At 69.4% G+C, this 26,610-nt stretch carries 17 protein-coding genes; 2 read left to right on the forward strand and 15 right to left on the reverse strand.

All coding sequences use genetic code 11. The features are described 5' to 3' along the window. Nucleotide 1: 1 nt before the first annotated feature. The 8 genes from Q4I23_RS13335 to Q4I23_RS13370 all read right to left on the reverse strand — a co-directional run bounded on the left by Q4I23_RS13335 (nt 2) and on the right by Q4I23_RS13370 (nt 14,919). Nucleotides 2-391, reverse strand: coding sequence for a response regulator transcription factor (locus Q4I23_RS13335; protein WP_498526529.1), 390 nt, complete (start codon nt 389-391; stop codon nt 2-4). A 34-nt stretch (nt 392-425) separates the two neighbouring features. Next, a complete protein-coding gene (locus Q4I23_RS13340) occupies nt 426-1,916 on the reverse strand; it encodes a PAS domain-containing sensor histidine kinase (protein WP_498526530.1) in 1,491 nt (496 codons plus the stop codon). A gap of 177 nt (nt 1,917-2,093) precedes the next feature. Further along, the gene (locus Q4I23_RS13345; protein ID WP_498526531.1) at nt 2,094-3,767 is read right to left on the reverse strand and encodes an FAD-dependent oxidoreductase; all 1,674 of its coding nucleotides are present in this window, start codon (nt 3,765-3,767) and stop codon (nt 2,094-2,096) included. Nucleotides 3,768-3,995: 228 nt separating this feature from the next. After that, nucleotides 3,996-5,480 carry an efflux transporter outer membrane subunit gene (locus Q4I23_RS13350; RefSeq protein ID WP_498526532.1) on the reverse strand — a complete coding sequence of 495 codons (1,485 nt, stop codon included), beginning with the start codon at nt 5,478-5,480 and terminating at the stop codon, nt 3,996-3,998. 226 nt (nt 5,481-5,706) lie between these two features. Further along, on the reverse strand, nt 5,707-8,982 hold the full coding sequence (locus tag Q4I23_RS13355) for an efflux RND transporter permease subunit (RefSeq protein ID WP_498526533.1): 3,276 nt from the start codon (nt 8,980-8,982) through the stop codon (nt 5,707-5,709). Then, on the reverse strand, nt 8,979-12,080 hold the full coding sequence (locus tag Q4I23_RS13360) for an MdtB/MuxB family multidrug efflux RND transporter permease subunit (protein WP_498526534.1): 3,102 nt from the start codon (nt 12,078-12,080) through the stop codon (nt 8,979-8,981). Before Q4I23_RS13360 ends, Q4I23_RS13355 begins: the two co-directional genes overlap by 4 nt. 15 nt (nt 12,081-12,095) lie before the next feature. Then, nucleotides 12,096-13,448 (reverse strand): MdtA/MuxA family multidrug efflux RND transporter periplasmic adaptor subunit, encoded by a 1,353-nt coding sequence (locus Q4I23_RS13365; protein WP_498526535.1) that lies wholly within the window; start codon nt 13,446-13,448, stop codon nt 12,096-12,098. Between the two features lie 289 nt (nt 13,449-13,737). After that, complete coding sequence (locus Q4I23_RS13370; RefSeq protein WP_498526536.1) at nt 13,738-14,919, reverse strand: pyridoxal phosphate-dependent aminotransferase; 1,182 nt, start codon at nt 14,917-14,919, stop codon at nt 13,738-13,740. 264 nt (nt 14,920-15,183) lie between these two features. Here Q4I23_RS13370 and scpC point away from each other — a divergent pair, with 264 nt between their 5' ends. After that, complete coding sequence (scpC, locus tag Q4I23_RS13375; RefSeq protein ID WP_498526537.1) at nt 15,184-16,677, forward strand: succinyl-CoA:acetate CoA-transferase ScpC; 1,494 nt, start codon at nt 15,184-15,186, stop codon at nt 16,675-16,677. 37 nt (nt 16,678-16,714) lie between these two features. On the opposite strand, the gene Q4I23_RS13380 is transcribed toward scpC, so the two are convergent. From Q4I23_RS13380 to Q4I23_RS13410, 7 genes are all read right to left on the reverse strand, one after another. Next, nucleotides 16,715-17,068 (reverse strand): hypothetical protein, encoded by a 354-nt coding sequence (locus Q4I23_RS13380; protein ID WP_498526538.1) that lies wholly within the window; start codon nt 17,066-17,068, stop codon nt 16,715-16,717. A gap of 116 nt (nt 17,069-17,184) precedes the next feature. After that, nucleotides 17,185-18,888 carry a methyl-accepting chemotaxis protein gene (locus Q4I23_RS13385; protein ID WP_454016320.1) on the reverse strand — a complete coding sequence of 568 codons (1,704 nt, stop codon included), beginning with the start codon at nt 18,886-18,888 and terminating at the stop codon, nt 17,185-17,187. 116 nt (nt 18,889-19,004) lie between these two features. Continuing rightward, nucleotides 19,005-20,534 (reverse strand): AMP-binding protein, encoded by a 1,530-nt coding sequence (locus tag Q4I23_RS13390; protein ID WP_498526539.1) that lies wholly within the window; start codon nt 20,532-20,534, stop codon nt 19,005-19,007. Nucleotides 20,535-20,590: 56 nt separating this feature from the next. Next, entirely contained in the window at nt 20,591-22,360 is a 1,770-nt protein-coding gene (locus Q4I23_RS13395; protein WP_498526540.1) for an ABC transporter permease subunit, read from the reverse strand. After that, nucleotides 22,357-23,460 (reverse strand): ABC transporter ATP-binding protein, encoded by a 1,104-nt coding sequence (locus Q4I23_RS13400; RefSeq protein WP_498526541.1) that lies wholly within the window; start codon nt 23,458-23,460, stop codon nt 22,357-22,359. The genes Q4I23_RS13395 and Q4I23_RS13400 overlap by 4 nt, the downstream gene beginning before the upstream one ends. A gap of 30 nt (nt 23,461-23,490) precedes the next feature. Further along, nucleotides 23,491-24,561, reverse strand: coding sequence for an ABC transporter substrate-binding protein (locus tag Q4I23_RS13405; protein WP_498526542.1), 1,071 nt, complete (start codon nt 24,559-24,561; stop codon nt 23,491-23,493). Between the two features lie 123 nt (nt 24,562-24,684). Then, on the reverse strand, nt 24,685-25,455 hold the full coding sequence (locus tag Q4I23_RS13410; protein WP_040136931.1) for an enoyl-CoA hydratase/isomerase family protein: 771 nt from the start codon (nt 25,453-25,455) through the stop codon (nt 24,685-24,687). A gap of 274 nt (nt 25,456-25,729) precedes the next feature. On the opposite strand from Q4I23_RS13410, the gene Q4I23_RS13415 reads away from it, so the two are divergent. Continuing rightward, nucleotides 25,730-26,506, forward strand: coding sequence for an IclR family transcriptional regulator (locus tag Q4I23_RS13415; RefSeq protein ID WP_498526543.1), 777 nt, complete (start codon nt 25,730-25,732; stop codon nt 26,504-26,506). Nucleotides 26,507-26,610: the final 104 nt, after the last annotated feature.

Below are 26,610 nucleotides of genomic sequence, written 5' to 3' on the forward strand. Positions count from 1 at the left end.
GTTATAGTCTCGTGGGCTCGGAGATGTGTATAAGAGACAGGGCCAGGGCGGTCTTCACGCTGCCGATCAGGGCCTGCTCGTCGAAAGGCTTCTCCACGAAATCGACGGCGCCGGCCTTCATCGCCCGCACCGCCAGGGGAACGTCGGCGTGGCCGGTCATCACGATCACCGGCAGGCCGCGCCCCTCCTGCACCAAGCGCTCCTGCACGTCGAGCCCGCTCATCTGCGGCATCCGCACATCGACCAGCAGGCAGCCGGGACGCGACGGCGCGTCCGATTCCAGGAAGGCGAGGGGGGACGCGAAGCCCTCGACCCGGAATCCCTCGCATTCCAGCAGGATCACGACGGAATCGCGCACCGCTTCGTCGTCGTCCAGGACGAAGACCGTCATGTCCGACGGGGATAATTCGGGCGGCAATGGGGACTCAGGGCGCATCATCCTCTCCGGCAACCGGCACGGTGAAGGCAAAGGTGGCCCCTCGGTCCCCCGGTTCCAACCACAGGCGGCCGCCATGGGCCTCGATGATCGACCGGCAGATCGACAGGCCGAGTCCCATCCCCTTCTCCTTGGTGGTGACGAAGGGCTGGAAAAGCTGGGCCAGCACGGTCTCGTTCAGACCGGGGCCGGTGTCGCGGACGGTGACGCGCATCAGCGCCGCCGATTCCGGATCGGGGCCGGTGGTGACCGTCAGTTCCCGAATCTCCGACTCGGCCATGGCCTCGATGGCGTTGCGGACGAGGTTGAGGACGACCTGTTGGATCTGGATCTTGTCGATCAGCACGGGGCGCTCGTCGCCGCTCATCTCCAGCCGGACATGGACGCCGCGTTCCTTGGCGCCGACCAGGGCGAGGGCGCTGGCCTCCTCCACCACCTTACCGATGCTCTCCACCGTGTGCTCGGTCTGGCCCTTCTCGATGAAGTTGCGCAGGCGGCGGATGATCTGGCCGGCGCGGGCCGCCTGGGCGGTGGCCTTGTCCATCGTCTCCCGCGCCTTGTCCGCCCCATCCGGACGGTCGAGCAGGCGCTTCACCGCCTTGGCGTAGTTGATGACGGCGGTCAGCGGCTGGTTCAGCTCGTGGGCCAGGGTGGAGGCCATCTGGCCCATGGCGCTGACCCGGCTGACGTGCAGAAGCTCCGCCTGAAGCTCCTGAAGGCGCTTTTCGGTGGCCTGCCGCTCGGTGAGGTCGCGGATGAAGCCGGTGAAGCAGCGATGCCCGGCCAGCTGCACCTCACCCACCGCCAGCTCCATGGGGAAGACCGAGCCGTCGCGGCGCAGGCCGGAGACGACCCGTCCGATCCCGATGATCCGGCGCTCCCCGGTGGTCAGATAATGGTCCATGTAGCGGTCGTGCTGCTCCCGGTAGGGGGAGGGCATCAGCAGGCTGACGTTCTGCCCCGTCACCTCGGCGGCGCTGTAGCCGAACAGCCGCTCCGCCGCCGGGCTGAAGGACTCGATCAGTCCCCGCTCGCTGATGACGATGATCGCCTCGGGCACGGTCTCCAGGATGGAGGTGAGGCGGGCCTCGCGCTCCCGCAGGGCGGTTTCGGCCCGCTTGCGCTCGCTGATGTCGCGGATGATGCCGATGTAGACCCCGCCGCCACCCGCCTCCCGGCAGGCCTCGCCGACCGACAGTTCCATCGGGAAGGTGGTGCCGTCGCGGCGCAGGCCGGTGACCTCCCGCCCGATGCCGATGATCCGGCGTTCCCCGGTCCGGTGGTAGCGCTCCAGATAGCCGTCATGCTCCTCCCGGTAGGGCGGCGGCATCAGCATCTTGACGTTGTGGCCGATGACCTCGGCGGCGGTCCAGCCGAACAGCCGTTCGCAGGCCGGGTTGAAGGTCTGGATGCGCCCTTCGGCATCGATGATGACGACCCCGTCCGGCACCGTGTCCAGCATGGCCTGAAAACGCAGCATGAGGTCCGGATTTCCCGTCCCGATATCGTCCGCCATCCCCGTCCCCAACGTCCCTTGTCCCTTGGACCCTTCTTGCTCCAAGAGTAGTTGAGTTGATTTCTCGGTCAACCGGGATTGGGGCCGGGATTGGAGGTTGCGGGCGGGAAGATCGCTCCCCGCCCGTGCCGGACCGGCGAATCACGCCGCCTGCTGGCCCTCCAGAGTGACCGCGCGGTCGTGCTGAAGCTGGGCCGACACTTCCTCGGCGAGGCGGAAGGCCAGCGCCACGAGGTTGATGGTCGGGTGGTCGCACCCCATGCTGGGAAAGACCGAGCTGCCGCCGATGTACAGGTTGTGCATCCCATGCACCTTGCAGCGCGCGTCGACCACACCCTGCTTCGGGTCGTCGTGCATGCGGGTGGTGCCCATATGGTGCCAGCACCAGGAGATGCGCTCCGCCCAGGCGCGCTCGGCGGCGTCCTGCGGGTCGGTCTCGGTCACCGTGATCAGGCCGTTGCGGGTCAGCTCCGTCCGCACCAGCGCGTTGGTGCGCAGGAAGTTGTCGCGGTCCTGCTCGGTCAGGCGCCACACCGTGTCGGCCCGGTTGAGGCCAAGCGCGTCGCGCTCCGTCGCCAGGGTTACGCGGCTGTCGGGGTTGGGCACCGGCTCGACGATGGTTTCCAGCAGGAAGCTGCGCGTCACCCAGGCCGGGTTGACCACATTGTCGAACAGCGCGTAGGCGAGGTTCGGCAGATTCAGCGCGATCTGCGGCACCGCCTCGCGCAGCAGGGCGCGCAGGTCGCCCTCGGCGTGGCCGAACTTGCGGCGGTCGGACATCAGCATGCGCAGGTCGTGCAGCGCCCGCACCCCGGCGGTTGCCTCGCCGTGATACTGCGCCACCAGATAGCTGCGCGAGTTCATCAGCCCCAGCCGGCGCTGAGTCTCCACCGTCGGCGACAGGGAGGCGGAGACGGGAAGGTGCTTGGCGTTCAGCCGGCGGCGCGACAGGGTCAGCGTCATGTCGTAGAGGCGGCGATGCCGTGCCTGATCGGTCAGGCGGACGGAGCCGGCCTTGATGCGCGGGTGGTCGGTGAAGTAGCGGCCGACCAGATCGTGGCCGTTGCCCAGCCCGGCGCTCTGCACCCGGTTGGACAGCAGCAGCAGGCGGGCGTTCTCGATGCCGCCGCAGCATAGGACGAACTGCCGCGCGGTGACGGTGAAGCGGGCGCCGCTGAGGGCGGCGCAGCGCACCCGCTCCACCACCGTGGCGGTGTCGTTGGTCTCGAACTCGGTGACGTTGGCGTTCAAATAGCAGGCGATGTTCGCGGCCTGGACGATCTCGTCGACGGAGGTCACGCCGACGCGCGGCTGGTCGCTGATCTGGGCGACGCGGTTCTCCAGGGCGCCGCCCTCCACCGGCAGGAACCCGATCCCGTCCGGCGCCAGGGTCTTCTCCCAATGGCCGTTGTCGTAGATGCGCGACGGCAGGTTCAGGTGGCTGTGGGCGCGTGCGTAGTAGGGGGCCAGCATTTCCGGCCCGAAGGGCCAGCCGCTGTTCGGCACCCAGGGCCGCGCCTCCATGTCGATCGGCTCGAAAGGCCGGCAGAAGCCGCCCCAGCAGTTGGTGCTGCCGCCGAAATAGCGACTGCGCGCGGTGGACAGCCGCTCGTAGGGCAGGCCGAGATTCTCGCCGGCGTAGAGCGACTGGGTGTGGCCGTCGGGGTCGAGCCCGCCGCTCTCCAGAAGGACGATCTTCCAGCGCGAACCGGCCAGCGCACGGGCTATGGCAAGCCCGGCGGCGCCGGCGCCGACGATGCAGAGGTCCGCGTCAAGGTTGGTGCCCGAGGACACCGAGCGAGCATCGAGGATCATGCTGCGCCTGCTTTTCTTTAGGGTTGAACGCACGGGACTCAGATAAATCTCAAGTTCCCCATGCCGTTACTGAAATTGCGGGCTAGCCCGTCCAGCGGATTGACCCCGGCACCGCCCCCGCAGCCAGCAATTGCGCGGGTTTTATCCATTTTTTCAAAGGACTGACCGCCCCATCCCCGCACCACTTTCGATGCGGAGTCCGAAGGGGTAGCCCGGCCTTCCCCCGGATTAAAAACTTGGCGGAGTGCCCCCCAACGCCTGGAGAAGCGAGACGGCGGCCAGCAGGCGGCTCTGCCGCACCGACAGGGCGCTTTCCTCGTCCGACAGGGCGGCGGTCTGGGCGGTCAGGACGCTGCTGTAGGGCAGGGTACCGGCCCGGTACTGGTTCAGGGTCAGCCGCTCCGCCTCGCGCGCCAGCCGCACGGCGTCGTCCTGCACGGCGGCCTGCCGGGCCAGGATGCGCTGGGCGGCGAGCTGGTCCTCGACCTCCTGGAAGGCGGTCAGCACGGTCTGGCGATACTGCGCCACGCTCTGGTCGAAGACGGCGCGGCGCAGCTCCACCTCGGCCGTCCGCGTGCCGCCGTCGAACAGGGTCTGGGCGACCTGCGCCCCGACCGCCCAGATCGCCGTCGGCGCCTGGAGAAGCTTGGGCAGGATCGTCGCGCTGTTGGTGAGGGAGCCGGACAGCACCACGTCCGGGTACCAAGCCGACTCCGCGATGCCGATCTGGGCGTTGGCCTGGGCCATCTGCCGTTCCGCCGCCGCGATGTCCGGCCGGCGCTCCAGCAGGGCTGAGGGCACGCCGGGCGGGATCGCCGGGACCGCGGCGGTCAGTGGTGCCGGGGCCAACGCGAAGGCGGCGGGCGCCTGGCCGACCAGAACCGCCATGGCGTGCTCGAACTGGGCGCGCTGCACCCCCAGCGCCACGAGCTGCGACTCGGTGGAGCGGACCTGGGTTTCGGCGGTGAAGACGTCGGCCAGCGTCGCGGTGCCCACGGCGTGGCGGTTGCGGGCGATCTCCAGCGACTGGCGGTATGCGGCGATGGCCCGTTCCAGCAGCGCCTTGCGCTCGTCCGCCACGCGGAACTGGACGTAGGCGGTGGCGAGCTGCGCCTGCGCCGACAGGCGGGCGGCGGCGAGGTCGGCGGCGCTGGCCTGGAGGTTCGCGTCGTTGCTTTCCACCGACCGGCGGATGCGGCCCCACAGGTCCGGCGCCCAGCTCGCACCCAGCCCGGCGTCGTAGGTGGTCACCGGGGTTCCGCTGCGGCTGATGCCGGTGCCGGAAGTGCTGCGGTTGCCCGACCCGACGGTTCCCGCCCGGTCGGCGCCACCGCTGACCGACAGGATGGGGAAGAAGGAGGAGCGGGCCTGATCCGACAGCGCCTTCGCCTGGCGGTAGGCGGCCTCCGCCACCTTCAGACTCTGGTTGTCCACCTCCACCCGGCGCATCAGCCCGTCCAGCACCGGATCGTCGAAGACGGTCCACCAGGGTCCGGCCTCCGCCTGTCCCGGCGTGGCCGGGCGCCAGCCGTCGTCGCGCGGGACAGGGGGCGGTGCGAAGGCCACGGGGGTGACGCCACCTTCCTTGTAGGCCGATGGTACGGAAGCGGACGGCCGCTCGTAATCCGGTCCCACCGCGCAGGCCGACAGCAGGGTGAGGGCGCCGAACGCCGTGCCCAGGAGACGGGCGCGCCGCCTGAAGATCGTCGTCATGTCAGGTCCATCCAGAGGACAAATCCCCTCTCCCCTCTGCTCACGCGCAAACACAGTTTGCGCTGACGCGACAGGCGGACCTTCGGTCCGCCGAAAGCGGGGAGAGGGTTAGGGTGAGGGGGCTGCGCTTTTGCCGGACAGACCGACATGCGCAATCCCGTCACCGCCCGCTTCGCGGGCACCCTCTCCCCAGAGGGGAGAGGGCTACGATGGGCGAAATCGGTCATCATGCCGCGACACCCGCCTCGGGGCGCCGCCAGCGCCGCCGGCACCACAGCCGGAAGCGGTCGAGGTACAGGTAGGTGACCGGGGTCGTGTAGAGGGTCAGCATCTGGCTGACGACCAGACCGCCGACGATGGCGATGCCCAACGGCTGGCGCAGCTCCGCCCCGTCGCCCGAGCCAAGCGCCAGCGGCAGGGCGCCCAGCAGGGCGGCGACCGTGGTCATCATGATCGGGCGGAAGCGCAGCAGGCAGGCGCGGTGGATCGCGGTGCGCGGGTCCAGCCCCTCGCTCCGCTCCGCCTCCAGCGCCACGTCGATCATCATGATCGCGTTCTTCTTGACGATGCCGATCAACAGGATGACGCCGATCAGCGCGATGATGCTCAGCTCCTTGTCCAGAGCCATCAGAGCGACCAGTGCCCCCACCCCGGCGGAAGGCAGGGTTGAGAGGATGGTCAGCGGGTGGATGTAGCTCTCGTAGAGCACGCCCAGCACGATGTAGACGGCCAACAGCGCCGCCAGGATCAGCACCGGCTGGTCACCGATCGACTGCTGGAACACCCGCGCGGTGCCCTGGAAGCTGCCCTGGATGGTGGTCGGCACGCCGATCCTGTCCATGGTGTGGCGGATGACGGCCAGTCCCTCGCCCAGCGAGATGCCGGGGGCGAGGTTGAAGGAGAGGGTGGTGGCGACGAACGGCCCCTGGTGGTTCACCGACAGCGGCGTGTTCTCCAGCGAGACGCGGGCGATCGCCGAGAGCGGCACCATCGTCTCCACGCCGGTGCTGAGCGCCGACCCGGTGGAGGCGGCGGTGCGGCCGGTGGTGGCGATCTGGTTGATGCGCTGGTTGCGCGCGGCCTCGGTGTCGGCGGTGGCGGCCCCGGCGATGGCGCTGGTCGCCTGCGTTCCGCTGACCGCCCCGCCGGATTTGCTGATGAGGATGTCCTTCATCATCTCCGGGTCCTCGCGGTACTGGGGGGCGACCTCCATGATCACGCGGTACTGGTTCAGCGGGTTGTAGATGGTCGAGGCGTAGCGCTGGCCGAAGGCGTCGTAGAGCGTGTTGTTGATCTGGTTGAAGGACAGGCCCAGCCGCGCCGCGGCGTCGCGGTCCACCGTCACCTCCAGCGCCAAGCCGCGCTGCTGCTGGTCGGAGTTCACCTCCGTCAGCTCCGGCACCTGCTGGAGGGCCTGGGTCAGGCGGGGCGCCCAGGTCTGCAACTCGTCCAGCGTGTCGCCCTGCAGCGTGAACTGGTAGTTGGCGTTGGACTGCCGCGCGCCCGCCCGCAAATCCTGCATGACCGACAGGTAGAGGTTGGCGCCGGGCACCTGGGTGAGCTGGGTGCGCAGTCGGGCGATCACCGCGTCGGCGGTGACGTCGCGCTGCGCCAGCGGCTTCAGCGAGACGGCCATGAAGCCGCTGTTGGTCCGGCTGCCGCCGGTGTAGCCCACCACCGTGTCCACCGCCGGGTCGGCCTGCACCAGCGCCACGAAGCGTTCCATCTTTTCCTTCATCAGCGTGAAGGAGGTGCTCTGGTCCGCCACGACGAAGCCGATCAGCCGACCCGTGTCCTGCTGCGGGAAGAAGCCCTTGGGGATGATCGTGAAGAGATGGACGCTGAGCGCCACGGTCGCCGCGAAGACCACCATGGTCAGCAGGCTGTTGTCGAGCGCCGCCGTCAGCGTGCGGTCGTAGAGGCGCAGCGTGCCGCCACCGATTTGGGCGCCGATCCGCGCCCCGGCCCGGCGCAGGGCGGCCATGGCGCGGCCCGGCTCCTTGGCCTTGCGCGGCTCGCGCAGCAGGACGGCGCACATCATCGGCGTGGTGGTCAGGCTGATGACCATCGAGACCAGGATGGCGATGGACAGGGTCAGGGCGAATTCGCGGAACAGCCGCCCGACGATGCCGCCCATCAGCAGGATCGGGATGAAGACGGCGACCAGCGACACGCTCATCGACAGGACGGTGAAGCCGACCTCCCGCGCGCCGCGCAGTGCCGCCTGGGTGCGGGACATGCCGTTCTCGATGTGGCGGGCGATGTTTTCCAGCACGACGATGGCGTCGTCGACGACGAAGCCGGTGGCGATGGTCAGCGCCATCAGCGACAGGTTGTTCAGGCTGTAGCCGAGCAGATACATGGCGCCGAAGGTGGCGACCAGAGACACCGGCACGACCACGCTGGGGATCAGCGCCGCCCGCGCGTTGCGCAGGAACAGGAACACCACCATCACCACAAGCCCGATGGCAATGATCAGCGTGTGCTCCACCTCGGCCAGCGAGGCGCGGATGGTCGTGGTGCGGTCGCTGGAAACCGATAGGTCGATGTCGGCGGGGATGGAGGCGCGAAGCTCCGGCAGCATGGCCTTCACCCGGTCGACCGTCTCGATGATGTTGGCCGCCGGCTGGCGGTTCAGCATCAGCAGGACCGATGGCTTGCCGTTGGTGATTCCGGCGTTGCGCAGATCCTCCACGCTGTCCGACACCTCGGCCACGTCCGACAGGCGGACGGCGGCCCCGTTGCGGTAGGCGATGACCAGCGACCGGTATTCCTCCGCCTTGCGGGCCTGATCGTTGGTGTAGATCTGGAAGCGCAGCTCCCCGTCCTCGACGGCGCCCTTGGGCGCGTTGGCGTTGGCCGACGCGATGGCCGCCCGCACGTCCTCCAGCCCGATGCCGTACTGGAACAGGGCGCGCGGGTTCAGCTCCACCCGCACGGCGGGCAGCGAACTGCCGCCGATGCTGACCTGCCCGATGCCCTCGACCTGCGACAGCTTCTGCTGGAGCACGGTCGCCGCGGAATCGTAGAGCTGCCCCTGGCTGAGCGTCGCCGAGGTCATGGTCAGGATCATGATCGGGGCGTCGGCGGGGTTGACCTTGCGGTAGGTCGGGTTGCTGCGCAGGCTGGACGGCAGGTCGGCGCGGGCGGCGTTGATGGCCGCCTGCACCTCCCGCCCCGCCCCGTCGATGTCGCGGTTCAGCCCGAACTGCAACGTGATGCGCGTCGATCCCGCGGAGCTGGAGGAGGTCATCTCCGTCACGTCGGCGATCTGCGCCAGATGCCGTTCCAGCGGCGTGGCGACGCTGGCCGCCATCGTCTCCGGGCTGGCGCCGGGCATCGAGGCGGTGACCGAGATGGTCGGGAAGTCCACCTGCGGCAGCGGCGACACCGGCAGCCCGACGAAGCCCAGCGCCCCGGCCAGCGCCAGCCCGAGCGTCAGCAGCGTCGTCGCCACCGGCCGCCGGATGAAGGGCGCCGACAGGTTGGCCGCCCAGCTCATCGCGCGGCCCCTTCCTTCAGCCCGTCGGGACGCCCGCGCAGGCGCGCGGCCAGCCGATCGAAGGCCAGATAGATCACCGGCGTGGTGTAGAGGGTCAGAAGCTGGCTGAGGATCAGCCCGCCGACGATGGACACGCCCATCGGCTGGCGAAGCTCCGACCCCGTGCCGGTGCCGAGCATCAGCGGCAGGGCGCCGAGCAGCGCCGCCATGGTCGTCATCAGGATCGGCCGGAAGCGCAGCAGGCAGGCCTGATAGATGGCCTCGCGCGGGGGCTTGCCCTCCTCCCGCTCGGCGTCGAGCGCGAAGTCGATCATCATGATCGCGTTCTTCTTCACGATGCCGATGAGCAGGATGATGCCGATGATGGCGATGATGTCCAGGTCGTGCCCGGCCAGCATCAGCGCGATCAGCGCCCCCACCCCCGCCGAGGGCAGGGTGGAGAGGATCGTGATCGGGTGGATGTAGCTCTCGTAGAGGACGCCCAGCACGATGTACATCGTGACGATGGCGGCCAGGATCAGCAGGAGCTGGTTGCCCAGCGACGCCTGGAAGGCCAGCGCGGCGCCCTGGAAGCGGGTCAGCACGCTGGCCGGCAGGCCGAGTTCCTGTTCCGCCGCCTCGATGGCCTTGACCGCGGCGCCCAGCGACACTCCGGGCGCCAAGTTAAAGGAGACGGTGACCGCCGGAAACTGCCCGAAATGGTTGATCTGGAGCGGCGCGTTGCGCACCTCCATCCGCGCGAAGGCGGCCAGTGGCACCTGCCCGCCCCCCGCCGAGGGCAGATGGATGGAGGTGAGAAGCTGGTCCACCGTCATCCGGTCCGGGTCGGCCTCCAGGATCACGCGGAACTGGTTGGCCTGGGTGAAGATGGTGGAGACGATGCGCTGGCCGAAGGAGTCGTAGAGCGCGTTGTCGATGGCCGCCGTGGTGACGCCGTAGCGCGCGGCGGTGTCGCGGTCGATGGTGATGGCGGCCGACAGCCCCTTCTCCTGAAGGTTGCTGGTGACGTCGGTGATCTCCGGCACCGCGGCCAGCCGGTCCAGCAGCCTCGGCGCCCAGACGCGCAGCTCCTCGGGATTCGCGTCCTCAAGGACGAACTGGTACTGGGTGCGGCTGACCGTGGCGTCGATGGTCAGGTCCTGCACCGGCTGCATGAACAGCTCGATTCCGGGGACGGCGGCGGTGTTCTGGCGGATGCGGCGGATGATGTCGGCCACATGGTCCGTCCGCTGCTCCTTCGGCTTCAGGTTGATGAGGAGGCGCCCGCTGTTCATCGTGGTGTTGGTGCCGTCCACCCCGATGAAGGAGGACAGGCTGACCACGTCGGGGTCCTTCAGCACCTCCGCCGCCAGCGCCCGCTGCCGCTCCGCCATGGCGGCGTAGGAGACGGACTGGGTGGCCTCCGTCACGCCCTGGATCAGGCCGGTGTCCTGCGCCGGGAAGAACCCCTTGGGGATGGCGGTGTAGAGCACCACCGTCAGCGCCAGCGTGCCCACGGCGACCAGCAGCGTCGCCCCCTGGCGGTCAAGCACCCAGCGCAGCGTGCGGGCGTAGCCGGCGATCACCGCGTCGAACCACGCCTCGCTGCGGCGGGCGACGGCGGACATCTCGCGCGGCTCGCGGTGGCGCAGCAGCTTGGCGCAGAGCATCGGCACCAGCGTCAGCGAGACGACGGCGGAGATCAGGATGGTGACGGCCAGCGTGATGGCGAACTCGCGGAACAGCCGGCCGACCACATCGCCCATGAACAGAAGCGGGATCAGCACCGCGATCAGCGAGACGGTCAGCGATACGATGGTGAAGCCGATCTGCTTCGACCCCTTCAGCGCGGCCTGGAGCGGCGGCTCGCCGCGCTCGACATGGCGGGCGATGTTCTCGATCATCACGATGGCGTCGTCGACGACGAAGCCGGTCGCGACGGTCAGCGCCATCAGCGACAGGTTGTTCAGGCTGAATCCCGCCAGATACATCACCGCGAAGGTGCCGACCAGCGACAGCGGCACCGACAGGCTGGGGATGATCGTCGCCGGGATGTTGCGCAGGAACAGGAAGATCACCAGGACCACCAGCCCCATGGCCACCATCATCTCCATCTGCACGTCCTCGACGGAGGCGCGGATGGTCACGGTGCGGTCGGTCAGGACGGCGACGTCGACCGAGCCGGGCAGGGCGGCGGTCAGGTTGGGCAGCATCTCCTTCACCCGGTCCACCACCTCGATCACGTTGGCGCCGGGCTGGCGCTGGATGTTCAGGAGGATGGCCGGCGTGTCGTTCATCCAGGCGCCCAGCCGGGTGTTCTCGGCGCTGTCCAGCACCTCGGCCACGTCGGACAGGCGCACTGGGGCGCCGCTGCGGTAGGCGACGACGAGATCCTTGTACTCGTCGGCCCGGCGGAGCTGGTCGTTGGCGTTGATGGTGTAGTTGCGGGTCGGCCCGTCGATGGTGCCCTTGGGCGAGTTGACGTTGGCCGTGTTGATGGTGCTGCGCAGGTCGTCGATGTTCAGGCCGTAGGCGGCCAGCGCCTGGACGTTGGCGCGGATGCGCACCGCCGGCCGATGCCCGCCGCTGAGGCTGACCAGACCGACGCCGGGAAGCTGCGACAGCTTCTGCGCGAAGCGGCTGTCGGCCAGATCCTGCACCTGGGTCAGCGGCAGCGTCTTGGAGGTCAGGGCCAGCGTCAGGATCGGCGCGTCCGCTGGGTTGACCTTGGCGTAGATCGGCGGGGCGGGCAGGTCGGAGGGCAGCAGGCTCCCGGCGGCGTTGATGGCCGCCTGCACCTCCTGCTCCGCGATGTCGATGCTGAGTTCCAGCCCGAACTGGAGCGTGATGACTGACGCCCCGGCGGCGCTGACCGAGGACATCTGCACCAGCCCCGGCATCTGGCCGAGCTGGCGTTCCAGCGGGGCGGTGACCGAGGAGGTCATCACCTCCGGGCTGGCGCCGGGGAAGAAGGTCTGGACCTGGATCGTCGGGTATTCCACCGCCGGCAGCGCCGACAGCGGCAGGAAGCGGTAGGACACCGCCCCGACCAGCAGGATCGCCAGCATCAGCAGCGAGGTGGCGACCGGGCGGACGACGAAGGGGTGGGAGATGTTCATGGCGGCAGGCGCGCGTTACGACGCGTTGCGCTGGGGACGGCGCTGCGGGCGCGGCCCTTCGCTGGACGGGGTGGGGGGCGCTGGCTGGGCCGTGCCGTCGGTCGCCGCCACCTTGGCGCCCTCGCGCAGCCGGTCGGCGCCCTGGATCACCACCGTCTCGCCGGGCTGCACGCCCTGGGTGATGACGGTCTTCGCCCCGTCGCTGGCACCCAGCGTCACCGGACGGACCGAGGCCGTGCTGTCCTCGCCGTTCACCACATAGACGTAGGTGCCGGGCGCCCCGCGCTGCACCGCCGCCACCGGGACCATCGGCACACCGGCCAGCGTGTCCACCAGAAGCTGAACGTTGACGAACTGGTTGGGGAACAGCGACTGGTCGGCGTTGTCGAACTGGGCGCGCAGCTTGACCGTGCCGGTGGTCACGTCGATCTGGTTGTCCACCGTCGTCAGCGTGCCGGTTGCCAGCACGCGGTCGCGCGTCCGGTCGTAGGCGGTGACCGGCAGCTTCGCCCCGTCGCGCAGCCGCGCCATGATCGCCGGGATGTTGTCCTCCGGCAGGGTGAACAGGACGGAGATCGGCTGCACCTGGGTGATGACGACGATGCCGCCGGCCTCGCCCGCGGTGACGTAGTTGCCGGGATCGACCAGCCGCAGGCCGGCGCGGCCGGAAACGGGTGCGGTGATGCGGGTGTAGGACAGGTTCAGCTTGGCGTTCTCCACCGCCACCTGATCGGCCTTCACCGTGCCCTCATACTGCTGGACCAGCGATTCCTGGGTGTCGCGCTGCTGCTTGGCGATGGAGTCCTGCTTGACCAGCAGGCGGTAGCGCTCCAGGTCCAGCCGGGCGTTCTTCAACAGCGCCTGATCGCGCAGAAGCTGGGCCTCGGCCTGCTCGACGGCGAGTTGGAAGGGCCGCGGGTCGACCTCCGCCAGGAAGTCGCCCTTCCGCACGGCCTGCCCCTCGGTGAAGGCGACCTGGGTGAGCTGGCCGCCGACCTGCGGGCGCACCGTGACGGTGGCGAGCGAGGAGACGGTGCCCAGCCCATTCAGCCGGATCGGCATGTCGCCCTTCTCCACCGTGGCGGTCACCACCGGCGAGGCGGTCGGCATGCCGGGCCGGAACCCGCCGGGGCCGCCGCGCGCCGCCATTTCCGGCGCCGGGCGGAAGGCGAACCACCACACCCCGCCGCCGATCAGCGCCAGCACCACCAGCCACGCCAGCACCCGGCCCAGGATCGAGCGGCGCCGTGGCGCGTCGGTCCGCTGGGCGTCGGGAGCCGACTGGTCCCGGCGGGCCTCCGGTACTGCCGTGGTGTGGCTATCCGGCCCGGGCGCGGGCGGCGGTTTGAGAGGCGTGTCCAAATCCATCGGGTCCTTCATCGCCTGCGGGCGTCGTCCTGAACGTCGCGTCGGGAGGGCGGCCGGCGACCCAGCCCCGATCCCGGCGGGACGCTATCACGGCGTCGCGCGCAGAATATGTCCAGAAGGGATTAGATTTGTAACGCTCGGTAACAGCGTCGAGGGGCGTCAGGAATCCCCTCTCCCCTCCGGGGAGAGGGCTAGGGTGAGGGGGTTGCGCGTGGCGCCACGTTCGGCACAAGCGCAACCCCCTCACCGGCCCTACGGGCCACCCTCTCCCCAGGGGGAGAGGGTTACGTTACTCAGCCGCCAGACCCAACCCCGTCACGAAGGCGGCGATGCGGCGGCAGGCCTCCGCAAGCTCCGCCTCGCCGACCGCGAAGGACAGGCGGACGCAGCCCGCCGCCGCCGGGCCGAAGGCTCCGGCGTCCAGCACCGACACGCCGGTCTCGCGGAACAGCCGCCACGCGAACTCCATGGTCGGCAGGCCGGTGCCGCGCACGTCCACCAGCATGAACATCCCGGCTTCCGGCTTCAGGCAGCGCAGGCTGGGAACGGAGCCGAGCGCTTCCAGCGCGATGTCGCGGCGGCGGCGGTAGCCCTCGCGCATCGCCGCCACCGCCTCGTCGCCCTGCTCGACGGCGACCAGCGCCGCCTGCTGCACGAAGCCCGGCAGGCCGTAGAGCATGCACAGCGCCAGCGTGCCCATATGGGCGACCAGCGGCGCCGGGGCGACCACCCAGCCGGCGCGCCAGCCGGTCATGGCGTGAGACTTGGACAGGCTGTTGATGGTCACCGTGCGCTCCGCCATGCCGGGCAGGGTGGCGATGCCGATGTGCGGCCGGTCGAAGGTCAGGCTGGCGTAGACCTCGTCGGCGACCACCCACAGATCGTGGCGGCGGGCGAGGTCGGCCACGGCCTCCAACTCCTCCATGGACATCACGATGCCGGTGGGGTTGGCGGGGGTCGCCAGGAAGATGGCACGGGTGCGCGGGGTGACCGCGGCGGCCAGCGCCGCCGGGTCCAGCCGGAGCGTGGCGGCGTCCGGGGCCACCGGGACCAGCGTGGCGCCCGACGCGCGGACGCAGGCCTCGTATGTCAGGTACATCGGCTCCGGCACCAGAACCTCGTCCCCCGCCTCTACGAGGCAGAGCGTGGCGTTGAACAGGCCGTTCTGCGCCCCGGCGCAGACGATGACGTTCTCCGGCTCGACGGCCATGCCGGTGCGGCGGGCGACGTCGCCGGCCAGCGCGGCGCGCAGCTCCGGACGGCCGGGAATAGGAGTGTAGTGGGTGTCGCCGGCGTGCAGGGCGGCGATGGCGGCGTCGCGCACCGGGGCGGGGGTGTCGAAATCCGGGTCGCCGACGCTCAGCACGATCACGTCCTCGCCGCGCCCCTTGGCGGTCCAGGCGGCGAAATGGATGTCCCAAGCCGCGACGCGGTCGCCGCGGATGCGGTCGGTGAGAGAAGAGAAACGCATCGGCGGAGGCTCCCTGGCAGGCTTTTCCCGTGGCCGGAAAGGTTCCCGGCGGACGACCCATCCATATGCCCCAGGGCGGTGCCGGGGCACAACCGGGCGTTTGAGGGGCGACGGCGCAAGGCGGCCATTCATGCCCATTAGGACACCCTGATATGATCGACCGGCAATTGCAGCGCTGCGAAAGCGGGGCCTATGACGGACCTCAACGATAAAAGCGAATCAATCGCCGGCCAACAAACGCCCGAGAACGTGCAAAGGATAACCATGTACCGCGACCGTATTCGCCTGAAGTCCCTGTGGGGAAAAGTGGTGACGCCGGAGGAGGCCGCCCTGCTGATCCGCGACGGCATGACCATCGGCATGAGCGGCTTCACCCGCGCCGGTGACGCCAAGGCGGTGCCGCTGGCGCTGGCCGAACGCGCCGCGACGGAGCGGCTGAAGGTCACGCTGATGACCGGCGCCTCGCTCGGCAACGACGTGGACCGCATCCTGACGGAGGCCGGGGTGCTGGCCCGCCGCCTGCCGTTCCAGGCCGATCCGGTGCTGCGCAAGGCGATCAACCACGGCGAGGTGATGTTCGTCGACCAGCACCTGTCGGAGACGGTGGAGCTTCTGCGCTCCCGCCAGATGGGTCCGGTGGACGTGGCGGTGATCGAGGCCTGCGCGATCACCGAGACGGGCGGGATCGTCCCCACCACCTCCATCGGCAACTCCGCGACCTTCGCCATCCTGGCGGAGAAGGTCATTGTCGAGCTGAACCTGACCCAGCCGCTCGACCTGGAGGGGATGCACGACGTCTACATCCCGACGCGCCGTCCCTTCCGAGAGCCGATCCCGGTGGTGACGGCGGAGAGCCGCGCCGGCCTGCCCTACATCCCCATCGACCCGTCGAAGATCGCGGCCATCGTGGTGACCCGCAAGCAGGACAGCAGCGCCACCATCCTGCCGCCGGACGGCGAGACCCGGGACATCGCCGGCCACCTGATCGAGTTCCTCGACCGCGAGGTGCGGCAGGGCCGGCTGGGCCGCTCGCTGAACCCGCTCCAGGCCGGGATTGGGACCATCGCCAACGCCGTGCTGCACGGCATGATCGACAGCCCCTTCCACGACCTGACCATGTACAGCGAGGTCCTGCAGGACAGCACCTTCGATCTGTTCGACGCCGGCAAGCTGACCTTCGCCTCGGGCTCCTCGATCACGCTGAGCGCCGGGAAATACGCGGAGGTCCTGCCAAGGATCGGGAGCTACAAGGGCCGGCTGCTGCTGCGCCCGCAGGAAATCTCCAACCACCCGGAGGTCATCCGCCGGCTGGGCGTGATCGGCATCAACACGGCGCTGGAGTGCGACATCTACGGCAACGTGAACTCCACCCACGTCAACGGCACGCAGATGATGAACGGCATCGGCGGCTCCGGCGACTTCGCGCGCAACGCCCATCTCGCCATCTTCGTCACCAAGTCGCTGGCGAAGGACGGCAGGATTTCCAGCGTCGTGCCGATGGTCACCCACACCGACCACAACGAGCATGACGTGGACGTCCTGGTGACGGAAACCGGTCTGGCCGACCTGCGCGGCCTCGCCCCGCGCGAGCGGGCGGAGACGATCATCCGCAACTGCGTCCATCCCAGCTACCGCGAGCTGGCGCTGGACTATCACCGCCGGGCGCTGCAGCGCGGCGGCCATACGCCGCATCTGCTGGAGGAGGCCTTCTCCTGGCACCTGCGCTACCAGCAGACGGGCAGCATGCAGCCGGCCTGAGTGCCTTGACGGGGGCCTTAACGGGGACGTGGGCGGATCAGGGGCAGACGGCCTCGACGATCCGGCAGACGTCCCCGGCGGTCCGCGGGGTGAAGCGGGCGAGCAGCCCGCCGCGCAGCTCGGGCACGATCAGCGACACCGGCTGCTCGGCGGGAACCGTCAGGTCGTGGTCGAGGTCGCAGACGCTGACGTAGTCCAGCCCGGCCAGGGCGACCAGGAGCGACTGCCGCCCCCGCTCGTCGACGGCGTGGGCGATGGCCCGCCCGTTGGCGGCGGCATAAGCGGCGGCATGGTCCCGGGTGTAGCGGGACACCGGCAGAACCCGCAGCGACGGGTGGCTGCTCAGGACCGTGGCGATGAGGGCGTTGAGGCCGCTGGACAGGCTCGGCATGGTTTCCAAAGGCTTCCGACTGTGGAGCGCCATGCTACCACGAATTCGGCCGTTGGGGGCGCCACCCCCGCGTGATGTGAAAATGGTCACGCGGGGGTCACGCTCGTGCAAAGGTGTCAGCCGGCGCGGACCCGCGCGATGAAGCCGTGGATCTCGTCGCGCAGCAGGTCGGAGTCGCGGGACAGGCTGTTCGCGGCGTTCAGCACCTCCGCGGCGGCCTCGCGCACGTCGGTGGCCGACTGGCTGACCCCGCCGATGTTGCCCGAGACCAGCCGGGTGCCCTGGGCCGCCTGCTGGATGTTGCGGCCGATCTCGTGCGTGGCGGCGGTCTGCTCCTCCACGGCGGCGGCGATGGCCCCGGCGATGGCGTCCACGTCGGCGATGGTCCGGGCGATGTTGCGGATGGCCGTCACGGTGCCTTCGGTGATCGCCTGGATCTCGGTGATCTGGCTGGCGATCTCCTCGGTCGCCTGGGAGGTTTGGGTGGCCAGCGCCTTGACCTCGCCCGCCACGACGGCGAAGCCCTTGCCGGCCTCGCCGGCGCGCGCCGCCTCGATGGTCGCGTTCAGCGCCAGCAGGTTGGTCTGGCTGGCGATGTTCTGGATCAGGTTGACGACGTCGCCGATCTTCTGGGCGGCGCTGGCCAGCCGTTCCACCAGCGCGTTGGTCCGTTCTCCTTCGGCCACGGCGTCGCGGGCGACCGTCGCCGCACCGTTGACCTGACGGCCGATCTCCCCGATGGAGCTTCCCAGCTGCTCCGACGCCGCGGCGACCGTCGCGACGTTGGCCGACGCCTGCTCCGTCGCGGCGGCGACCGAGGAGGCCTGTTCCGTCGTCGTCTCGGCGGCGCCGGTCATCGTCTGCGCGTTGCTCTGAAGCTGGCGGGCGGCCTGCGAGACGGCCTGGACCACGCCCTGGACGTTGGCGTCGAACTGGTCGGCCAGGGCCAGCATGGCGGCGCGGCGGTCGGCCTCCATCTGGCGCTTCTGCGCGTCGCTCTCCTCCTGGAGGCGGCGCATGTCGAGCCCGTTGCTCTTGAAGACCTGGAGCGCGCGGGCGAGCAGGCCGACCTCGTCCGTGCGCTCGGTGCCCTGGATGGCGACGGTCAGGTCGCCGGCGGCGATGGAGGTCATCTCCGACGTCAGGCGGTGCAGTGGACGCACGACGAAGAACAGCAGGATGGACCCCAGCAGGCCGAAGGCGAACAGCACGCCCGCGCCCGCGACCGTGTAGAGCCGCGTCATGACCTGCTGGGACAGGGCGGTGGCCCGCCGCTCGGCCTCCCGAGTCTCGGCCATGCTCTGCTCCACCCGCTCGCCCAGCGCCGCGGTCAGCTTCTGCCGGACCGGCCGGCCGACGTCGATGGACACACGGATGGCGCCGTCGGTGTCGAAGCCGCGGGCCAGTTGCACGGTGGTCTGGGCAACGCGCTCGTACTCACCGACGATCGACTTGATGGCCTGGATGCTCTCGCGCTCCGCCGGATCGTCATAGGCCGCGGCCAGCGTGTCGATGGCGGACAGGGCCTTGGCAATGTTGGCCGTGAGCTGCGCGTTGGCGGCGTCGATGGCTTCGCGGGACGAGGCGACGATGGCGTTCGCCTCGGTGTCCATAGCGTCACCCAGGGCCGATTGGACGGCGATGGTCGCGCCGAGCCGATCGGCGACCAGCTCCGTGATGCGGGCGGTGGAGCTTGTCAGATCGGAGATCGCGCTCCGGGCGGTCCAGACGAGGCTGGCGATGACGATCAGCAGGACGAGAACCGGAACGAGGATCTTGTGCAATAACTTGCGGTTCGAAAACCAGCGGTGCAGCGGCATGTCCAAGGCTTTCCAATAAATCGGGCTTCGTCGGCGGGGCGGTGGGGGGCGCCGGGAGCCGTGTCCAAAAAAATCCCCCGCAGGCCAGCCGGCATGCGGGGGGAGTGGGGACGCCGTCAGCCGGCCAGCCGGTCCCAGCAGCCGTCTAAGGCGGGGGACAGCTTGTGCTTCATGATGCGCTGGCTGGGGGTGCGCTCGAACTCCTCGACCACCGCGATGTAGCGCGGATTCTGGTAGGGGGCGAGCTGCTTTCCGAGCCAGCCGGACAGCGACGGGATGTCCAGCGTCGCCCCGGCCTTCGGCTTCACGAACAGCTTGATGTCTTGTTCGCCGACGTCGGCGGCAACGCCGATGATGGCGCAGTCCTCGACGGAGGGGTGGGTGGCCGCCACATGCTCGACCTCCCAGGCCGAGACGTTCTCGCCCTTGCAGCGCACGCTGTCGGTCATCCGGCCGTGGAACAGCAGCGTCCCGCCTTCGTCGAGCGAGCCGAGGTCGCCGGTGTGCAGGGCGCCGTTCTTGAGCGCGCGGGCCGTCGCCTCCGGGTTGCGGAAATAGCCGGGGAAGATGGCGCCGGGGCGGTCGGTGCGGACGACGATCTCGCCGCGTTCGCCCTTCGGCACCGGCTGGCCGGCGCCGTCCAGCAGCTCCACGGTGAACCACGGCATCGGGCGGCCGACCGCGCCGACCACGCCCTCGTCGTTGCAGGTGGTGATGCTCGACGCCTCGGTCATGCCGTAGCATTCGCGGATCTGCACGCCGAACCGTTCCTCGAAGGGCGTCCAGGTCTCCTTGGGGCAGCCGCCGCCCCAGGCGATGCGCACGGGGTGGTCATGGTCGCGCGGCGAGACCGGCTGCTTGAGCAGGATCTGCAGGATGCCGCCCAGATAGTGGATGTGGGTCGCCCCGTACTCCCGCACCTGATCCCAGAAGCGGCTGGCGCTGAAGCGGTCGACCATGGCCAGCGACACGCTGCGGATCAGCGGCATGACGATCATCTGGGCGCCGCCGATGTGGTACAGCGGCTCCCACACGAACAGCACGTCGCCGTCGCGGGCGGCCGAGACGCGGGCCACCGCCTCGCCGGCCAGCCGCATCATGCGGTGCGACACCAGCACGCCCTTGGGCCGCCCGGTGGTGCCGGAGGTGTACATGATGGCGAAGGTGTCGTCGGGGGCGGGCGGCGGCGGCTCGAAGGCGGCGTCGGACTCCAGCAGGGTCTCCAGCCGCAGCGCCGCCGCCGGATCGCCCTGGACGATCAGCGGCGTGCCGGCGGGCACAGCACCCGTCTCGGCGATCACCGGCAGGAACTCGACCTCGGCGATGATGGCGCCGGGATCTGAATGCTCCAGGATGTAGCGCAGGCCCTCGCCGCGCTGCTGGGCGTTGATCGGCACCCAGACCAGCCCGGCCTTGGCGAGGCCGAACAGGGTGGAGAGCACCAGCGGGCTGTTGCGCAGCATCAGCGCCACGCGATCGCCGGGCTTCAGCCCCAGCCGCCGCAACTCCGCCGCCACGCCGTCGGACTGGCGGTCGAGCGTGGCGAAGCTCAGCGCCTCGCCGTTGAAGCGGGCGAACAGGCGGGCGCGTCCGGTCCGGGCCGCCTGCGTGAACAGGCGGACGAACCCTTCTTCGAAATCGGACATGATGCGTAATCTCGAATGCGTTTGGTCGGTTGGTGACGGCCGAGTGTGGTTGCGGATCACCGCGCCGGACGGCGCAGCCATTCCGCCATCAGCAGCAGGGCCATCACGATCGCGAAGACCACGACGGACACGGCGGCCAGCGTCGGGTTCAACTGGAGGATCATGTCGTCCCACATCTGCTTCGGAAGCGTGGTCTTGACGCCGCCGCTGACGAAGATCGCCACGGTCAGCTCGTCGAAGGAGGTGATGAAGGCGAACAGGAAGGCCGCCACCAGACCGCCGCGGATCAGCGGAACGGTGACCAGCATCAGCGTCCGGAAGCGGTTCGCCCCCAGCGTCGCCGCCGCCTGGTCCAGCCGCCAGTCGTGCCCCTTGACCACCGCGGAGATGGCGACGAAGGCGAAGGGCAGGGCCAGCACCGTGTGGCCGATGATCAGGCCGAGGTCGGTGGCGACCAGCCCGATCTGGGCGAACAGGTAGAACAGCCCGACCGCGATGACGATGCGCGGCACGATCATCGGCGCCAGGAAGAAGGCGAAGATCGCCCCCCGCCAGCGCGAGGAGGAGCGGGCGAGCGCCAGCGCGGCCAGACCGGCGACCAGCGTCGCCAGGATCGCCGTGGCGAAGGCCACCGCGAAGGAGCGGATCGTCGCCGACACCCAAAGGTCGGAGTTGAAGTAGACGCGGAACCACTCCAGCCCGTACCCCGGCGGCGGGAAATCGAGGAAGGGGGAGGTGGTGAAGGCGATGGGGACGACGACCAGCGCCGGGGCGACCAGGAAGACGATCACCGCCGCGGAATAGAGCGGCAGCAGCCGGTCCATCATCTTCGGCCCCAGCGCCCGCCCGACCGAGGCGCCCAGCGCCGTCGACGCCTTGGCGAGCGCCGACAGGATTTTCATCCCGGCGCTGCGCAGATGCCCTTGGCCGGCGCCGGTCCGCCCGGAGGTCTCTCCCGACAGGGAGGACAGGCCGAACAGCCGGTCGTAGACCCAGCAGGTGACCAGCGCCGCGACCAGCATGAAGGTGGCCAGCGCGCCGGCGAAGGCCCAGTTCAGCATCTCCTGGATCTGGGTGATGATGAGCTGCGCCAGCATGGTCTGCTGCGGCCCGCCGAGCAGCGCCGGAACGATGAAGAAGCCCAGCGAGGAAATGAAGGTGAGCAGTCCGGCCGCCGCCACGCCGGGCAGAGAGAGCTGGAAATAGACCAGCCAGAAGGCGTTGGCCGGCGGCGCCCCCAGCGTCTCGGCCGCCTGGACCAGCCGGCGGTCGATGGTGGTCAGCACCGGCAGCATGGTCAGCACGGCCAGCGGCAGCATGGCGTGGACCATGCCGGCCATCACGCCGAACTCGTTGTGCAGCAGCGGCAGGGGGGACATCCCCGTGCCGGAGAGGATCTGGTTGATGACGCCGGTGCGCCCCAGGATGACCATCCAGGCGAAGGTCTTCACCAGATAGCTGGTCCAGAAGGGCACCATCACCGCCAGGATTGCCAGCCCGCGCTGGCGCTCCGGCAGCTGCGCCAGCCAATAGGCCAGCGGATAGCCGAACAGGAGCGACAGCAGGGCGGTCAGCCCGGCGATGCGGAAGGTGCTCATCAGGACGCGGAAATAGACGTCCGTGGCGACGATGCGGGCGTAATGGTCGCCGGTCCAGGCCGAGGTCTCGAGATCCTGGACGCTGAGGCCGAGCAGCCGCAGCACCGGGAACAGGAAGAAGATGGCCAGGAAGGCGAGGCCGGGGGCGGCCAGCCACAGCGGGCCGAAGCGCAGCCGCCGCCGCGCCGCGGCGAAGGCACCGTCATGGTTCAGGGTGGCGGCGCTCATGACACCAGCACCCCGGCGTCGGCGCGCCAGCGCACCGCGACCACCTCGCCCAGCCGCGGCGGTGCGGTGCCGCGGCGAAGGCGGACGGTGATCGTCTCCTCGCCGCCGAGTGACACCAGCACGCGGGTCTCGGACCCGGCATAGACGGTGTCCACCACCTCGCCGCGCACCTCGTTGTCGCCGTCGCCGTCGATGTCGAGCTGTTCGGGACGGACGACCAGCGTGCCGTCCTGGCTGTCCGGCGTGTCGGCGGACAGGCGGAAGCTGCCGTTGCCGGTGACCAGCATGGGCGCCCCGCTGCCGTCGCGCCGGACCTGCCCGCGGAAGATGTTCGACACGCCGATGAAGTCGGCGGCAAACGCGGTCTTCGGGCGGGCGTAGATGTCGTGTGGTGTGCCGAGCTGCTCGATCCGGGCGTGGTTCATCAGGCAGATGCGGTCCGACATGGCCAGGGCTTCCTCCTGGTCATGGGTGACATAGATGATCGTTGCGCCCGTCTCGCGGTGCAGGCGCTTGATCTCGTACTGCATGTGCTCGCGCAGCTTCTTGTCCAAGGCGCCCAGCGGCTCGTCCATCAAAATGACCGAGGGCTGGTAGACGAAGCAGCGCGCCAGGGCGACGCGCTGCTGCTGTCCGCCGGACAGCTCCTTGGGGAAGCGCCCGGCGAGATGGCCGAGATGGACCATCTCCAGCGCCTCCTTCACGCGCCGCGTCAGGTCCGCCGGGGCGACGCCGCGCATGCGCAGGGGAAAGCCGATGTTCTCCGCCACCGTCAGGTGGGGGAACAGGGCGTAATGCTGGAAGACGAGGCCGATGTCCCGCTTGTGCACGGGCGTCCGGGTCTCGTCCTGCCCGTCGATCAGGATGCGCCCGCCGCTGGGCTCCACCAGCCCGCAGATCATCTGCAGCAGCGTGGTCTTGCCGGACCCTGACGGGCCGAGCAGCGTCAGGAACTCGCCCGCCGGGACTTCCAGGCGGGTGGGCTCCAGCGCCGTGATGGCGCCGTACCGTTTGGTCAGGCCGTCGACCAGCAGCTTCGGCGTGGCGGCGGCTCCGGCCTGGACCGGCGCTGTCCGCGCCTGTGCGAGCGGTGAGAGCATGGCGGCGGGTCTCCTTTCCGACAGGCGGGCTTAGCCGAGAATCCAGGCGTTGAAACGCTCGTTCATCTTCGACCGGTTGGCGCCCCACCAATCCTCCTTGGCGATGGTCATCACCTTCAGATTGTCTTCGAAGGTCGGCAGCGCCGGGGCGCGCTCCTTCGGGATGCTCTTGTAGGCGTCGAGGTTGGTCGGGCCGTAGGCCAGGACCTCGGTGAAGACGGCCTGACGGGCCGGGTCGGCGCAGAACTTGATGAACTGGCGGGAGGCGTCGGCGCGCGGGTTGCCGCGCGGGATGCCCCAGCCCTCGATCGAGTAGAGCCCCTGGTTCCAGTTGATCTTGACGGGGGCGCCGCCGTCGATCACCGCCTGGGCGCGGGCGTTCCACAGGGCGATCATGTCGACCTCGCCGCTCTGGATGAGCTGGCTGGACTGGGCGCCGCCGGTCCACCACACGGCGACGTGCGGCTTGATGCGGTCGAGCGCCTTGAAGGCGCGGTCGACGTCGAGCGGGTAGAGCTGGTCGAGCGGCACGCCGTCGGCGAGCAGCGCCTGCTCCAGCGTGTCGATGGGGTTCTTGCGCAGCGAACGGCGGCCCGGGAACTTCTCGACGTTCCAGAAATCGGCCCAGCTCTGCGGGGCGTTGGAGGCGAATTTGTCGGCGCGGTAGCCGAGAATGGTCGAATAGACGTCGGTGCCCATCCAATGGCTGGTCAGCGAGTCCGGCATCAGGCCGGGCGCGTCCGCGGTGGTGAAGTTCAGCGGCTCCAGCAGGTTCTGCTTCATCAGGATGTCGCGGGCCGACAGGGTCAGCGTGCAGACGTCCCAGGTGTAGGACTTGGTCTCCACGATGGCCTTGAACTGGGCGGTCGGCTCCGCCTCGCGGGCGACGTTGACCACCTTGATGCCGGTCGCCTTCTCGAACGGGTCGTAGAAGGCCTTGCGGAAGGCCGGGCTGTAGGGGCCGCCCGGATCGGCGACGGTGATCTGCGTGGCGGCGAAGGCCGGACGGAGCAGCCCGGCGGGCAGGGTGGCGCCCAGCGCGACGCCGGCGGCTCCCTTCATCAGGCTGCGGCGGCCCATGGAGAAGGTGGACTTGCTCATGTGAAACTCCCTGTTCTGCGGTCGGGGCGTCTCTGTTGCCCCGGTGAAGGAGCGCCGCCGTGGCGGCGCGGGTGGGCGGATCGTTGCGCCCAGGAAGAGTCGTGTTTGCGGCCTGAGACCGAGTTACGCGCGCTTTGCGGCGCGCTTGGCGAGGAACTCCTCCATCATCCGGGCCGGTTCGCCGGACGCGTAGGCCTCGCGCTGGATGCGCACGCCGGCGGCCAGGGCGTCGCGGAAGCCGGCCTCGGTCATCTCGCGGAAGCGCTGCTTGTCCAGCCGCATGGCGACCGGCGGCTTGGCGGCCAGCTCCTCGGCCAGGGCCAGCGATTCGGCCATCACGCGGTCCTGCGGGACGATGCGGTTGATCAGGCCGATGCGGTGGCTCTCCTCGGCGTCCATCAGCCGGCCCGACAGCGTCAGGTCCATGGTGCGGGCCAGACCGATCATCTCCTTCATGATCCACGGGCCGGTGGTGCTGGCGATGCCCGAGTTGATCTCCGGCTGGCCCATGCGCACCCCGGCATGGCCGATGCGGAAGTCGCCGAGCAGGGCGACCTGGAAGGCGGAGCCGGCGGCGACGCCGTTCAGCGCGATGATCAGCGGCTTCGAGAGGGTGCGCATGCGGTGGTAGAGGCGCTCCCACTCCGCCACCCACTCCTCGGCGCGGTCGGCGTCGAAGGTCTTGGTCTCGTTCAGGTCCTGCCCGGCGCCGAAGGCACGGTCCCCGGCCCCGGTCAGGATGATCGCGCGCACGCCGTCCTGGTTCTCGAACTGGTCGAAGGCGACGACCAGCTCGTCGCGCATCGCGGCGTTCCAGGCGTTCAGGATCTCCGGGCGGTTCAGCGTGATGATGCCGACCGGGCCGCGGACCTCGGTGAGGATGAATTTGAACACGGGACCACTCCTGTAAGCGGGGCGTTTCGCGCGCCTTGCGGATGTTCCGGCGCCCCTCGGGGCGGCGCGTCGTATTGCAATACGATACTTGGTATTGAATAGCTTGGCTTGCTTTGCTAGACCTGTCAACGGTATCTCTCGCACACGAACCACAGGACCGATCGCCATGGCTCCGCGCCGTCCGTCTTCCCGACAGTCAGACACGGAATCCGCAACTGCCGTTGCGGACGCCTCGGTGAAGGAGGGGGGCGCCGCGCGTGCCGGCGATCCCTTGATGGTGATGTCCGTGGAGAAGGCGTTCCGTGTGCTGAACGCGTTCGACGCGGCGCGTCCGACGATGAGCCTGACCCAGATCGCCTCCGTCGTCGGCCTGGACAAGAGCGCGGCGCAGCGCTTCACCCACACGCTGGAAAAGCTGGGCTACCTGCACAAGGACCCGGAGACGAAGCGGTTCGAGCTGACGGTCAAGACGCTCGACCTCGGCCATCACTACCTGCGCGGCAACGGGCTGCTCGAACGCTCGATGCCCTACCTGATGCATCTCAGCAAGACGACCGAGGAGACGATCAATCTGACCATGCTGGACGACACGGAGATCGTCTTCGTGTCGCGCTTCATGAGCCGCCATGTGCTGAACACCGACGTCGTCCTCGGGATGCGGATGCCCGCCTACTGCACGGCGCCGGGGGTGGCGATGCTGTCACGGATGCCGATGGAGGAAGCCATCGATCTGATCGACCGCATGGACCTGCACCCCTACACGCCGAACACCACTTGGAAGCGCGAGGATCTGCTGGCGAAGATCGAGCGGTCCGCCGATCTCGGCTACGCCACCGCCTTCGAGGAGTACTACCACGGCGACCTGTCGATCGCGGCGGCCGTGGTCGGTCCGGCGGGCGCGCCCATCGGTGCCATCAACATTGCCGTCTCGCGCTCGCGCTTCACCCCGCAGGAGGCGGAGGAGCGCTTCGCCCCGCTGGTCGTCGCCGCGTCGTCGTCGATCTCCACCATCGGCCGTCCAGCCCTGCCGCGAAAAAATGGACGGCGGTGAAAAAAGCTCTTGCCGGTCTCATCCAACCCGCCTATAACCCGGCTCCCACGACGCCGGGGCCGCTGAGAAGCGCGACGGCGGCAAGGGATCGGCAGAGATGCCGA

The sequence above is a fragment of the Azospirillum sp. UFLA03-27 genome, from assembly GCF_059803775.1.

Bases quoted from the DNA above. Each gene is read 5' to 3' on its own strand.
- Q4I23_RS13340 (WP_498526530.1), bottom strand. From the start codon at position 1,916: ATGCTGCGTTTTCAGGCCATGCTGGACACGGTGCCGGACGGGGTCGTC.
- Q4I23_RS13400 (WP_498526541.1), bottom strand. From the start codon at position 23,460: ATGCTCTCACCGCTCGCACAGGCGCGGACAGCGCCGGTCCAGGCCGGA.
- scpC (WP_498526537.1), top strand. From the start codon at position 15,184: ATGTACCGCGACCGTATTCGCCTGAAGTCCCTGTGGGGAAAAGTGGTG.
- Q4I23_RS13370 (WP_498526536.1), bottom strand. From the start codon at position 14,919: ATGCGTTTCTCTTCTCTCACCGACCGCATCCGCGGCGACCGCGTCGCG.
- Q4I23_RS13415 (WP_498526543.1), top strand. From the start codon at position 25,730: ATGGTGATGTCCGTGGAGAAGGCGTTCCGTGTGCTGAACGCGTTCGAC.
- Q4I23_RS13390 (WP_498526539.1), bottom strand. From the start codon at position 20,534: ATGTCCGATTTCGAAGAAGGGTTCGTCCGCCTGTTCACGCAGGCGGCC.
- Q4I23_RS13350 (WP_498526532.1), bottom strand. From the start codon at position 5,480: ATGACGACGATCTTCAGGCGGCGCGCCCGTCTCCTGGGCACGGCGTTC.
- Q4I23_RS13395 (WP_498526540.1), bottom strand. From the start codon at position 22,360: ATGAGCGCCGCCACCCTGAACCATGACGGTGCCTTCGCCGCGGCGCGG.
- Q4I23_RS13335 (WP_498526529.1), bottom strand. From the start codon at position 391: ATGACGGTCTTCGTCCTGGACGACGACGAAGCGGTGCGCGATTCCGTC.
- Q4I23_RS13355 (WP_498526533.1), bottom strand. From the start codon at position 8,982: ATGAGCTGGGCGGCCAACCTGTCGGCGCCCTTCATCCGGCGGCCGGTG.
- Q4I23_RS13405 (WP_498526542.1), bottom strand. From the start codon at position 24,561: ATGAGCAAGTCCACCTTCTCCATGGGCCGCCGCAGCCTGATGAAGGGA.
- Q4I23_RS13365 (WP_498526535.1), bottom strand. From the start codon at position 13,448: ATGGATTTGGACACGCCTCTCAAACCGCCGCCCGCGCCCGGGCCGGAT.
- Q4I23_RS13345 (WP_498526531.1), bottom strand. From the start codon at position 3,767: ATGATCCTCGATGCTCGCTCGGTGTCCTCGGGCACCAACCTTGACGCG.
- Q4I23_RS13360 (WP_498526534.1), bottom strand. From the start codon at position 12,080: ATGAACATCTCCCACCCCTTCGTCGTCCGCCCGGTCGCCACCTCGCTG.
- Q4I23_RS13385 (WP_454016320.1), bottom strand. From the start codon at position 18,888: ATGCCGCTGCACCGCTGGTTTTCGAACCGCAAGTTATTGCACAAGATC.
- Q4I23_RS13380 (WP_498526538.1), bottom strand. From the start codon at position 17,068: ATGCCGAGCCTGTCCAGCGGCCTCAACGCCCTCATCGCCACGGTCCTG.